Below are 12,637 nucleotides of genomic sequence, written 5' to 3' on the forward strand. Positions count from 1 at the left end.
ATTAAGGAGGTTTTTTGATGAGTTATAATAATATAAGTGAACTTTTTAATATGGCAGAGGAAAGAGATGTTCCTCTTTCACAGATAATTCTTGAAACTGAATCAGCTTTAACAGAGTGTTCCTATGATGATATATATAAAGAAATGGAACGAAGATATGAAGTTATGAAAAGCTCTGCAAAAAATGCTCTTTTTGAGGCTAGAAAAACAGCAGGAGGTCTTATTGAGGGTATAACAAAAACTCATTATGATTACACAGTTAAAGGTGACACATTAAGTGGTGATTTTATAAATAAAGTAATGGCTAGAGCTCTTTCTTGTAGCGAGGTCAACGCATCTATGGGTAAAATATGTGCTGTACCAACAGCCGGCTCTTGCGGTATAATACCGGCAGTTATAATATCTCTTGAGGAAGCCTTAAATCTTTCAAAAAAAGATGTTCTTGATGGTCTTTTATGTGCTTCTGGAATTGGTGCTGTAATAACAAGAAATGCTACTGTTTCCGGTGCTGAAGGTGGTTGTCAAGCTGAATGTGGCGTTGCTGCTGCTATGGCTGCCGCTGCTGCTGTTCAGATGAAAGGGGGAACAAGAAGTCAGTGTGTTGAGGCTGTTTCAATAGCTTTAATGAATGTTATGGGACTTGTTTGTGACCCTGTTGCTGGACTTGTTCAAGTTCCTTGTGCTCAGAGAAATGCCTCACAGGCTGTAAATGCCATTATAAGTGCTGATATGGCGTTAGCTGGAATGAAAAGTATTATACCTGTTGACCAGATTATAGAGGCTATGTATAAAGTAGGTAAAATGCTTCCAATGGAATTGAAAGAGACTGCAAAAGGTGGTATTGCCCATACTCCCGCAGGTAAAGCCATATTTAGAGAAATTTTTGGGAAGTGATTTTTTTGGCTAGAAATAAATTAAACAAAAAAAGTAAATTTTTAAGTCTTATACTTAGACATAAACCGGATTTGGTAAATATAACTCTTGACAAAAAAGGATATGCACCTGTTAAAGATATTTTGGAAAGTCTTTCTTTGACAGCTTTGGAGCTTGATGAAATTGTTGAAACTGATGAAAAGGGAAGATATAGCTATAATGATGATAAAACAAAAATAAGAGCAAATCAGGGACACAGTATAGATGTTGAAATGGATTTTAAAGAGGATATTCCTCCAGATGTGCTTTTTCATGGAACAGCTACAAAATCATTAGATAATATATATAAAAGAGGTATAATGAAAATGGGAAGACAGTATGTGCATCTTTCTAAGGATTATGATACAGCTGTAAAAGTTGGAAAACGCCATGGAAATCCAATAGTTTTAAAAATAGATACTAAATCAATGCATAATGACGGAATTTTGTTTTATATATCTGAAAATGGTATATGGCTTACAGAGCATGTTCCTCCAAAATATATAACAATAGCAAAAGCGGACTAAATAAAGTCCGCTTTTTTTTATTTATTTTTCTTTTGAAGTTTTCTTTTGTTTCCCTGTTCGTCCATTATATATGTTTTTTCAAGAATTTGTTCTATGAAATTTTTTCTAAAATTTTCAAGATATTTTTGTCTTAAAACTTCTCTTTCTTCAAATTCTTCTGGTGTAAGACCTTCTGTCTTTGCTTTTTTTGCAAGCTCATTTATTCTTTCAAGTACGCTTTCTCCCATTTTAATCCTCCTAAAAAATAAAGCGAAACACTTTTTAAAATACTTAAAATAATATACATAAAATCAGTGAAAAAATCAAGTAAAAAGCGGAAAGGAAAACCTTTCCGCTGTAATAAGCTATATTTTATTCTGCTTCTTTTAATTTTATAAAATCAATTAAAAGGTCAACAGTTTTATCTATTCCCAAAAATCCGCTGTCTATTGTAAGGTCATAATTTTCAAGACTTCCCCATTTTTTGCTGGAGTAGAAATTATAGTAGCTTGCTCTTTTCTTGTCTGTTTTTAAAACATTTTCTTCAGCCTTTACAGTGTCAATTCCGTACTGTTCAATAGCACGTTTAACTCTTATATTAATATCAGCGTGAATAAATATATTTATAATGTTAGGATAATCCTCAAGAGCATAGTCAGCACATCTTCCTATAATTACACAAGGTCCTTTGTCAGCAATACTTCTTATAGCATCGAACTGTGCCAAAAAGAGTTTATGGTTAAAAGGAAGGTTATCACTGCCATAGTTACCCATTACAAGAGAATATAATAAGCTGCTTGTAGGCTTTTCATCATTATGTTCAAATAATTCTTCACATATACCGCTTTTTTTTGCAGCTACATTTAGTAACTCTTTGTCATAGAAAGGTACTCCAAGTTTTTCGGCAAGTTTTCTTCCTATTTCACGACCACCACTGCCGTACTGTCTTCCTATAGTGATAATAGATTTTGTCATAAAAATCCCTCCAGTACAAATATAATATCCAATATTTTTAAAGGAATATTATATTTTAAAGTTTATAGATTAAGTCTTAATATTCAAAAATATTATAACATATTCACAGCAGATTGTAAAATTTTTTAGTAGTATTAACACAAATACACAAAATTTATTTTTTATTTATATTAAACTTTAATTTTATCATTTTTTTAAAAAACTTTCGTATATGTTTAAATTTAAAATAATGTGTATATTTTTAAATGCAATTTTATATATTTTAGCTAATAATTGAAAAATATATTATAAGGTGATATACTGATTTTATAAAAAACTGACGGAAAGGAACTGCTAAATGAACAAAACTTCAGATAACGGGTATAAGTTTGCTTTTATATATGCAATTTTTTTTGCTGTAATAGGATTGATATTAGCTACACCAAAGGAAATATTTGATGGATTTGTAAAAATTATGTTAGCAAACGACATTCTTATAACAGATTATTTCTATCTGGCAGGGGTAGGCCCTGCTCTTATGAATGTTAGTGTTGTAACTCTTGTTACTGTACTTATAATGTATTTTAACAAGGTGCCTTTAAATGGAGGGGGAATACTGACAATAGGACTTATGTCAGGTTTCTCATTTTTTGGTAAAAATATTTTTAACATGTGGTTTATTATACTTGGTACATATATTTTTTGTTTGGTAAATAAAGAGAAATTTTCAAAGTATGTTATAATAAGCCTTCTTTCAACAGCTCTTGCACCTCTTATAAGTACAACATTTTTTTATGGTGGAGATGCCACTTTTAAACATATTATTACATCTGTTATATGTGGAATTATAATTGGTTTTGTTATGCCTCTTCTTGCTGCCCATACAGATAAACTTCTTCATGGACTTAGCCTTTATAATGGTGGATTTGCCATAGGTCTTTTGGCCCTTATAATGGTTCCTATTTTAAAGTCTTATGGTTATGAATTTTCAACTACACTTAAATGGAGTGAAGGTTATAATATAGAGATATCAGCTATTTTGTATTCTATCTCCATATTGTTTGTAATAAGCGGTATAATGAGAGATAGAAAAAATGCATGGAATAATTATAAAAATATACTTAAACGTCCTGGAAGTCCTACTCATGATTTTACTGTTCTTGATGGAATGGACGCTGTTTTGATTAATATGGGTATAAATGGTATTATATCAACAACTTATATACTTTTGATAGGTGGAGACCTTAATGGTCCTACGATAGGTGGTATACTTACTGTAATAGGATTTGGTGCTAAAGGAAAACACGCAAAAAATATAATTCCTATAATGCTTGGAATAGCTCTTGGAGGAATAACAAAACAGTGGAACCCTAATTTACCTTCTGCCCAGTTAGCAGCTCTTTTCGGAACTACATTGGCACCTGTTGCTGGTACTTATGGTTTTATCGCTGGAGTTTTTGCTGGATTTATACATTCATCAGTAACACTTCATGCAGGTCTTGGATATTCTGGTGTAAATTTATATAATAATGGTTTTGCTGGAGGAATTGTTTCTATTGTAATGTTCCCTATACTTTCAAAATACATAAAACCTAATGTATATTCAGACCCTTCACCTAGTATGATGATGTCAAAACTTAAGGATATTGATAAAATTTCAGATATGGAGAAAAGGCTTTCAGATATGGAAAAGGAACTTTCCAATCTTTGATAATTATTTTAAAAAAACATTAAGAGGGAAGGAGCTTTTGTTTTCCCTTGGTTAATGGAGGTAAAATTTAAAATGGATATTTATAAACAAAAAATACTTGATAAGGCATATAAAAGATGCGAGGAGCGAAATCTTGAGCCTGAAAGAAGAATTGACCGAACAACAATGGGCGAAAAAGAATTTGAAGAACTTCTGGAAAAGAAAGAGTTTCTTCTTGGAAGTGCAAGACCTTTCATGGAAAAAATATATAAATTCATGGAAGATAAAAGTTTCCTTGTTTCTTTAGCTGATGAAAATGCAAGAGTTATAGAGGTTGTTGGTGAGACTGATATTAAAAATACTTGTGTAAGAAAAGGAATAGATTGGTCTGAGTCAAATGCAGGAGTTAATGCTATATCTCTTGCTTTAAATGAGGCTAGGGCTGTTCAGGTTACAGGAAATGAGCATTACTGTAATGAACTTAAAATATGGGGTTGTTCAGCCTGTCCTATATGGCTTAATGGTGTTGTTATAGGTGTTATAAGTATTACAGGACCAAAAGAAAAAATTTATCCTCATACATTGGGAATGGTTGTTGCTGTGTCTTATGCTATTGAAAATATATTATATGTAAAAGAGAAAAATAATCAGCTTATAGTAAAACAAAATTTTCAAGATGCCATTGTTGAAGCTGTTAATGACGGAATGATAATAATTGATAAAAATGGTGTTATAACATACATGAACAGCGAGGCGGCAGACATACTTTATGTAAATAGAAATACTTCTATTGGAAAACATATTTCTGATATTGTGAATTTCAATCCTATGATACTTGAAGTTTTAAAAACTGGTGTGGGATATGTTGAGAAAGAGCTTATTGTGAGAAATCCGACTGGTGCAATAATGCATCTTCAGAAAACGGCTTATCCTATAAAAGACGAAGAAGGAAATGTTGCCGGAGTTGTTGACACTTTCAGAAGAATAAAGAAAGTTAAAAAAATGGTAAATGACATGGTTGGAAGCTATGCCAAATTTACCTTTGAAGATATTATAGGTAATGATAACAATGAAAAATTTATTGAGACATTAAAAATGGCAAGAATTGCTTCTCAAAGTACATCAAATGTCCTTATACAAGGAGAGAGCGGAACTGGTAAAGAGCTTTTTGCTAATGCTATACACAATGCATCAACAAGAGCTGGACAGCCTTTTGTAACATTAAATTGTTCTGGAATACCAAGACAGCTTTTGGAAGGAGAGCTTTTTGGTGTTGAAAGAAAATATGGAACAGAAAACTTTATAGAAGGTCGTCCAGGAAAATTTGAACTTGCCAATGGTGGAACACTTTTTATAAATGAAGTCAGTGAACTTCCTCTTGATTTACAAGTTAAACTTATGAAGGCTATACAGGACAAACGTATAAGCCGTATGGGTGGGGAAAATGTATTTGATGTAAACGTAAGACTTATATGTGCCACAAATAAAGACTTGTCAGAGCTTTGTAGAGATGGCAGCTTTAGACAGGATTTATATTATAGACTTGATGTTTTAGGTATAAAAACAACTCCTTTAAGAGAGCAGAAAGACAGTCTTGACAAACTTGTTAAACATATAATAGCTATGATGAGTAAAAAACTTGGAAAAGATGTTCTCTCAATAGATGAAAGTGCTATGAATATATTGAGACAGTATGACTGGCCGGGAAATGTGAGAGAGCTTGAAAATGCCCTTGAGAGAGCTGTCAATGTGTGTGAAGGTACAAGAATTATGCAACAACATATACCTTCATATATAAACATGACTATAAAAGACGGTGATGGTACAGATAAATCCGGTTCATCAGCTGTAAATAATTATGAAACCCTTGAAAATCTTGAGAAAAAACATATTATAACTGTTACAAGATATACTAAGGGTAATATATCAAAGGCGGCTGATATTTTGGGAGTTAGCAGAAATACACTTTATAATAAACTTAAAAAATATGAAATTGAAATTTAATTAAAAAAAGGACGCATTAATGTGTCCTTTTTATTTTTTATTTATTTCATTACTGTTTCAGCGATTATATCGCCCATTTCTTTTGTGCCTACTGCTTTCATGCCTTCGCTCATAATATCTGGTGTTCTATAACCTGCTTCAAGAACTTCTGTTACAGCATTTTCAATAGCTTCAGCCTCTTTATCCATTTTAAATGAATATTTAAGCATCATTGCAGCTGAAAGTATTGCAGCAATAGGGTTTGCTTTGTTCTGTCCTGCAATATCAGGAGCAGAGCCATGTATAGGTTCATACATTCCAAGACGTCCTTCTCCTATGCTGGCTGAAGGAAGAAGACCTATTGAACCTGTTATCATACTTGCTTCATCAGAAAGTATATCTCCAAACATATTTGATGTTACTATTACATCAAACTGTTTTGGATTTCTTACAAGCTGCATTGCTGCATTATCAACATACATATGAGAAAGTTTAACTTCTGGATATTCTTTTGCAACTTCCTCAATAGTTTTTCTCCAAAGTCTTGAACTTTCAAGAACATTTGCTTTATCTACACTTACAACATTTTTATTTCTCTGCATTGCTACATCGAAAGCATTTTTTGCAATACGTTTTACTTCTTTTTCGCTGTATGCTTCTGTGTCATAAGCTTCTTCTCCGTATCTTCCCTGTCTGTATCCTCTGTCACCAAAGTATATACCGCCTGTAAGCTCTCTTACTATCATTATATCAAGACCGCCTTCAACGATTTCAGGTTTTAAAGGACAGGCATCAGCAAGAGCCTTGTGCATTGTAGCAGGTCTTAAGTTTGTAAAGAGACCAAGTCCCTCACGAAGTCCTAAAAGAGCTTTTTCAGGACGGTTTGAGCCTTCTACATTATCCCATTTTGGACCACCAACAGCACCAAGCATTACAGAGTCAGATTTTTTACATATTTCAAGAGTTTCTTCAGGAAGGCATTTTCCAAACTCATCAATAGCACAGCCTCCAGCCTTAACATATGTAAAATTGAATGTATGATTAAATTTTTCGCCTATTTTTTCAAGTACCTTGACAGCTTCCCCTGTAACTTCAGGGCCTATACCGTCTCCAGCAACAACAGCTATATTAAATTCTGCCATTTATTACACCTCTTTTTTGTCAGTCGTTTATTTTTCTCTTTGTGTATTCAACAAGACCATCATTCTCCATTATTTTCTGTATAAATGGAGGGAATGCCTGTGCCTGATATGTTTTGTTTTTTGTTATGTTTGTTATTATACCTGTATTGAAATCAATTGAAACTTCATTTCCTTCTTCAATATCTTTTGCAGCTTCATCACATTCAAGTATTGGAAGACCAATATTTATAGCGTTTCTGTAAAATATTCTTGCAAATGTTGAAGCTATTACACAGCTAACTCCTGCACATTTTATTGCAAGAGGTGCGTGTTCACGAGATGAACCACAGCCAAAGTTTTTGTTTGCAACAATAATATCGCCTTTCTGAACTTTATTAACAAAGTCTGCATCTATATCAATCATACAGTATTTTGCAAGCTCCTCACCGCTAGAAACATTAAGGTATCTTGCTGGTATTATAACGTCTGTATCAACATTGTCTCCGTATTTAAAAACTCTTCCTTTTGCTTCCATTATTCAATTACCTCCAATTTATCAGGGTCTGTTATTTTTCCTGTTATTGCAGAGGCTGCTGCAACAGCAGGGCTTGCAAGATAAACTTCACTTTCAACATGTCCCATACGTCCAACAAAGTTTCTGTTTGTTGTTGAAACACATCTTTCACCTTTTGCAAGTATTCCCATGTGTCCACCAAGGCAAGGGCCACAAGTTGGTGTTGAGAATATTGCTCCAGCTTTGATTATATCTTCAACATATCCAGCTTTTATACAGTCAAGATAAATTTGCTGTGTTGCAGGAATAACTATTGTTCTTACACCTTTTGCAACGTGTCTTCCTCTTAAAATATCAGCTGCAATTTTCATATCTTCAAAACGTCCATTTGTACAAGAACCGATTACAACCTGGTCAATTTTTACATCTCCAGCTTCATCAACTGTCTTTGTGTTTTCTGGAAGGTGAGGGAATGCAACAGTAGGTCTTAATGTACTTAAATCTATTGTATATTCTGCCTCATACTCTGCATCTTCATCAGCTTCAAAAACTTTATATTCTTTGTTTGAATGTTCTTTTACATATTCTATTGTAAGGTCATCAACAGGGAATATACCGTTTTTTGCACCGGCTTCAATAGCCATATTTGCTATTGTAAATCTTCCGTCCATTGATATTTCTTTAATTCCTTCACCAACAAATTCCATTGATTTGTATAATGCACCGTCAACACCTATAAGACCTATAATGTGGAGTATAACGTCTTTACCACTTACATTCTTAGGCATTTTTCCAACAATATTAAATTTTATTGCAGAAGGTACTTTAAACCATGCTTCACCTGTTGCCATACCTATTGCCATGTCTGTACTTCCTATACCTGTTGAGAAAGCACCTAAAGCACCATATGTACAAGTGTGAGAGTCAGCACCGATAATTACATCTCCTGGTACAACAATACCTTTTTCAGGGAGAAGGGCGTGTTCAATACCCATTTCACCAACGTCAAAGAAATTTTTGATTTCTTTATCAAAGGCAAATTCACGGCTACATTTACACTGTTCAGCAGCTTTAATATCTTTGTTTGGTGTAAAGTGGTCAAGTACAATTACAACTTTGTCTTTATCAAAAACATTTTTTGCACCTGTTTTTTTAAATTCAGGTATTGCAACAGCTGTTGTTATATCATTTCCCATTACTATGTCAAGTTTTGCCTGTATAAGCTCTCCAGCTTTAACACTTTCAAGACCTGCCGCATGAGCAAGTATTTTTTGTGTCATTGTCATTCCCATTTTTTATTCCTCCTCTGTCTTTTCCATGTCTCTAAGCATTTTATTTACTGTACTTACAACGGCACGAAGTGAAGATTTGCTTACACTGCTTGATGTACCTGCTCCGTAATATCTCTTACCATTTTCTCCTCTTGTCTCAATGTATGAAATAGCTCTAGCTTTTGTACCAAGCTCCATTGAGTGACCACGATAGTCTATAATATCAATATGTATATTAAGGAAATCTTCAATAGCACGACAGAATGCAGAAACAACACCGTTTCCTTCTCCTGTTATAAAGTGTTTCTCACCCTTATAAAGTATTTCTGCCTCTATGTTTACTATATCCCAATCACTGTCAACTGTTGTTGAACGATGTGTTGTAAGCTGGAATGGTGTTCTTATATCAACATATTCCTGTTTGAATATTTCATAAATCTTTTCTGGACTTACTTCAGACTGTAATTCATCTGAAACATGAGTTACAACTGCTCCAACGTCTTTCTGGAAAGATTTTGGCATATGGAGACCATAGTTCTGTTCAAGTATGAATGTAACTCCACCTTTTCCAGACTGGCTGTTTATACGGATAATTGGGTCATATGTTCTTCCAACATCAACAGGGTCAATAGGGAGATATGGAACTTCCCATCTGTCTGGATGTTTTTTCATAGCTTCCATACCTTTTCTTATAGCATCCTGATGTGAGCCAGAGAATGCTGTATATACAAGTTCACCAGCATAAGGATGTCTTGGGTGCACGTTCATTCTTGTTGAGCTTTCATAAATTTCTATAAGATCATTTATGTTACTAAAATCAAGTCCAGGGTCAATTCCCTGTGTAAAAAGGTTCATACCAACATTCATAATGTCACAGTTTCCTGTTCTCTCACCATTTCCAAAGAGTGTTCCCTCAACTCTGTCAGCTCCTGCCATCATAGCAAGTTCTGTTGCTGCTACGGCTGTTCCTCTGTCATTATGAGCATGAAGGCTTATTATAACGTTTTCTCTGTTTTTAAGGTTTCTTCCCATATATTCAATTTGGTCTGCATAGAGGTTTGGTGTTCCCATTTCAACAGTTGAAGGAAGATTTATTATAACTTTCTTCTCTGGTGTTGGTTCCCATACATCTATTACAGCGTTACATATTTCAGCAGCAAAATCCATTTCTGTTCCTGTAAAACTTTCAGGTGAATATTCAAATGTGAAATCTGTTTCAGGATATTTTGCAGCCATTTCTTTAACAAGTTTTGCACCGTATACAGCAAGGTCTATTGTCTGTTCTTTGCTGTTTCCAAAAACAACATCTCTCTGAAGTGTTGATGTTGAGTTGTAAAGATGAACAACAGCTTTTTTAACTCCTCTTAAAGCCTTAAAAGTTCTTTCTATAATATGTCCTCTTGACTGTGTAAGAACCTGTACTGTTACATCATCAGGTATAAGTCTGTTTTCTATAAGTTCTCTTGTAAATTCGTATTCTGTATCTGAAGCGGCAGGGAAGCCTATTTCTATTTCTTTAAATCCTGTTTTTACAAGGAAGTTGAAAAAGTTCAGCTTTTGATTAAGTCCCATTGGAGTTTCAAGGGCCTGATTTCCATCTCTAAGGTCAACACTACACCATATAGGAGCTTTTTCGATTTTTTTGTTAGGCCAAGTTCTGTCTTTTAAATCAACTGTTTCATAAGGTCTGTATTTCTGATAATTTTTCATATTAAAAAATCTTCCTTTCCACTCTTAATTTCCCCAAAATCAAAGTTAAAGTTTAAAAAAATTTAATTTCCCCCAAAATTAAATGTTCTTTAAATCAAAAAAACCTTTCATCTCTATTATATTAGAGATGAAAGGTTATATAACACTTCCACGGTACCACTCTTATTTACTCCCAGTTGGAGTACACTCGTCAGATACTTGAAAAAAATCGTATATCCTGTTCTTTTAACGGTGAACCTCCGGCACAGCCTATAATTTCTTTCAGTGTGCCACTCCAAGGCGAGTTCAAAACATTTTGGAATACTGTCTTTCACCAACCGACAGCTCTCTGAATTCCTCCATGAATTTACTATTCCTTTTCATAGTGTTTATCTTGATTTTTATATGAGATAATTTATCACAATTTAATGACGGTGTCAATAAAATCAATACAATTTTTTTGTATATTCTGTATAATTTACACTAATATAAAAGTATATTGATTTAGTAAACCGTTGTACTTATTCATTTTACATAAAGTTTTTTGTTTATAACTGTTACAGATATAAAATACCATATTATACCCATAACAATACAATATATAATAGAAGCTATATTATACATATTAAATGATGATAATAATTCACTTGCCTGTGTCAGCTCTGTTAAGTTATCAAAATTATAAAGTATATTTCCGAATGAAAATTCTATGAAAAGACTTTCAAGCTGCATTATTATAAAGTATAAAACAATGCCAAATATAACTCTAAATCTGTCAAATATACTTATATGGGCTATTGATATTACAGCATAAATTTTTATTATTTCAACTATTGTTGCTAATACACACATAAATCCAAAAAGTAATAATGATAAAAATATATTATATCCGTAATAATTAAATAAATATATTATGTCCGATATATGTATGTTTACACTCATAAAAAATATAAATATACATAATATACCACATAAAAGTGTCAATATTCCCATTATAATGGCTGAAACTATTTTTGATAAAACTATTTCCCAAGGTTTGACAGGAAGTGTATTTAATAAATAACCTTCGTTACCATAAATACTTTTGCTATATCTTTTTAATATAGTATAAAAATATACAACTATTGCACCTATTATTATAAATGATGTAGTCATACCAAGTATTCCAAGTATAATATCGTTTTTAAATCTTGTATTTGCTGTTCCAAGAGTTAAACCACAAGCTAAAATCATAACAATATCTATTATTAGTATTGATTTATATATTGATTTTAAATCATATTTTAAAAGTTTGAAAAACATTATTTATACACCTCCCTGAAAAGTTCGTCAATAGACATTCCTTTGTCTTCTCTTATAATGTCAACATATTCATTTAAAACAATAGTTCCATTTTTTATAAAAAGAGCTTTGTCAAATATTCTTTCAACATCATGTATAAGATGTGTTGAAAGTAAAATTGAGCTTTTTTCATTATAGTTTTTTATTATTGTGTCAAGTATATAATCCCTTGATGCTGGGTCAACTCCTCCAAGGGGTTCATCAAGCATATAAAGTTTTGCGTCTCTTGACATAACCATTATAAGCTGTAATTTTTCTTGCATGCCCTTTGACATTGTTCCTATTTTTTGTGTTTCTGAAAGTGAAAGGTCTATCAACATATTTCTTGCCTTTTCTTCATTGAAATCAGCATAAAAATCTTTAAATATTGATATTGCATTTTTTGCTGTCATGTTTTTGTCGAAATATGTTTTCTCAGGAAGATATGAAATTACTGATTTTGTATGTATACCTATATTTTCATTGTCTATTTTTAAGTCTCCTGAGTATTCCTTTAAAAGTCCTGCCATTGTCTTTAAAAGTGTTGTTTTTCCGCTGCCGTTAGGTCCAAAAAGTCCTACAATTTGACCTTCTGCTATTGTAAAACTTATATCTTTTAAAACAGATTTTTTTCCATAGCTTTTTGAAAGATTTTTAATTTCAACTATATTTGCCATA

12 protein-coding genes and 1 other annotated feature are annotated in these 12,637 nt (G+C 32.7%); of the genes, 4 read left to right on the forward strand and 8 right to left on the reverse strand.

Going from position 1 to position 12,637, the window contains the following annotated elements; all coding sequences use genetic code 11:
* The first annotated feature begins 17 nt into the window (after nt 1–17).
* Together sdaAA and B5E58_RS09230 are read left to right on the forward strand one after the other, a co-directional pair.
* Nucleotides 18–893, forward strand: coding sequence for an L-serine ammonia-lyase, iron-sulfur-dependent, subunit alpha (gene sdaAA / locus B5E58_RS09225; protein WP_088109382.1), 876 nt, complete (start codon nt 18–20; stop codon nt 891–893).
* Nucleotides 894–898: 5 nt separating this feature from the next.
* Complete coding sequence (locus tag B5E58_RS09230; protein ID WP_088109383.1) at nt 899–1,438, forward strand: RNA 2'-phosphotransferase; 540 nt, start codon at nt 899–901, stop codon at nt 1,436–1,438.
* 17 nt (nt 1,439–1,455) lie between these two features.
* Here B5E58_RS09230 and B5E58_RS09235 read toward each other — a convergent pair whose 3' ends face one another.
* Both B5E58_RS09235 and B5E58_RS09240 read right to left on the reverse strand, forming a co-directional pair.
* Nucleotides 1,456–1,665 (reverse strand): DUF896 domain-containing protein, encoded by a 210-nt coding sequence (locus tag B5E58_RS09235; protein WP_088109384.1) that lies wholly within the window; start codon nt 1,663–1,665, stop codon nt 1,456–1,458.
* Between the two features lie 124 nt (nt 1,666–1,789).
* On the reverse strand, nt 1,790–2,392 hold the full coding sequence (locus B5E58_RS09240; protein ID WP_088109385.1) for a cytidylate kinase-like family protein: 603 nt from the start codon (nt 2,390–2,392) through the stop codon (nt 1,790–1,792).
* Nucleotides 2,393–2,729: 337 nt separating this feature from the next.
* Between B5E58_RS09240 and B5E58_RS09245 the strand changes: the two genes are divergently transcribed.
* Together B5E58_RS09245 and B5E58_RS09250 are read left to right on the forward strand one after the other, a co-directional pair.
* Nucleotides 2,730–4,082: a DUF1576 domain-containing protein gene (locus B5E58_RS09245; protein ID WP_088109386.1), complete on the forward strand. Its 1,353-nt coding sequence runs from the start codon at nt 2,730–2,732 to the stop codon at nt 4,080–4,082.
* Between the two features lie 72 nt (nt 4,083–4,154).
* Nucleotides 4,155–6,065 (forward strand): sigma-54 interaction domain-containing protein, encoded by a 1,911-nt coding sequence (locus tag B5E58_RS09250; protein WP_158097721.1) that lies wholly within the window; start codon nt 4,155–4,157, stop codon nt 6,063–6,065.
* Between the two features lie 41 nt (nt 6,066–6,106).
* Here the strand turns inward: B5E58_RS09250 and leuB are convergent, their stop codons facing one another.
* From leuB to B5E58_RS09280, 6 genes are all read right to left on the reverse strand, one after another.
* Nucleotides 6,107–7,186: a 3-isopropylmalate dehydrogenase gene (gene leuB / locus B5E58_RS09255; RefSeq protein ID WP_088109388.1), complete on the reverse strand. Its 1,080-nt coding sequence runs from the start codon at nt 7,184–7,186 to the stop codon at nt 6,107–6,109.
* Nucleotides 7,187–7,205: 19 nt separating this feature from the next.
* Nucleotides 7,206–7,700 (reverse strand): 3-isopropylmalate dehydratase small subunit, encoded by a 495-nt coding sequence (gene leuD, locus B5E58_RS09260; RefSeq protein ID WP_088109389.1) that lies wholly within the window; start codon nt 7,698–7,700, stop codon nt 7,206–7,208.
* A complete protein-coding gene (leuC, locus tag B5E58_RS09265; protein ID WP_088109390.1) occupies nt 7,700–8,971 on the reverse strand; it encodes a 3-isopropylmalate dehydratase large subunit in 1,272 nt (423 codons plus the stop codon). Before leuC ends, leuD begins: the two co-directional genes overlap by 1 nt.
* A gap of 3 nt (nt 8,972–8,974) precedes the next feature.
* A complete protein-coding gene (gene leuA, locus B5E58_RS09270) occupies nt 8,975–10,660 on the reverse strand; it encodes a 2-isopropylmalate synthase (RefSeq protein ID WP_088109391.1) in 1,686 nt (561 codons plus the stop codon).
* A 120-nt stretch (nt 10,661–10,780) separates the two neighbouring features.
* Nucleotides 10,781–11,032 (reverse strand) — a binding site (T-box leader).
* Nucleotides 11,033–11,164: 132 nt separating this feature from the next.
* Complete coding sequence (locus tag B5E58_RS09275) at nt 11,165–11,941, reverse strand: hypothetical protein (RefSeq protein WP_088109392.1); 777 nt, start codon at nt 11,939–11,941, stop codon at nt 11,165–11,167.
* Entirely contained in the window at nt 11,941–12,636 is a 696-nt protein-coding gene (locus B5E58_RS09280; RefSeq protein WP_088109393.1) for an ABC transporter ATP-binding protein, read from the reverse strand. The genes B5E58_RS09275 and B5E58_RS09280 overlap by 1 nt, the downstream gene beginning before the upstream one ends.
* Nucleotide 12,637 lies beyond the last annotated feature (1 nt).

Origin of the sequence: Tyzzerella sp. An114, assembly GCF_002161055.1 — a bacterium.
GTDB classification, from domain to species: Bacteria; Bacillota; Clostridia; order Lachnospirales; family Anaerotignaceae; genus Fimicola; species Fimicola cottocaccae.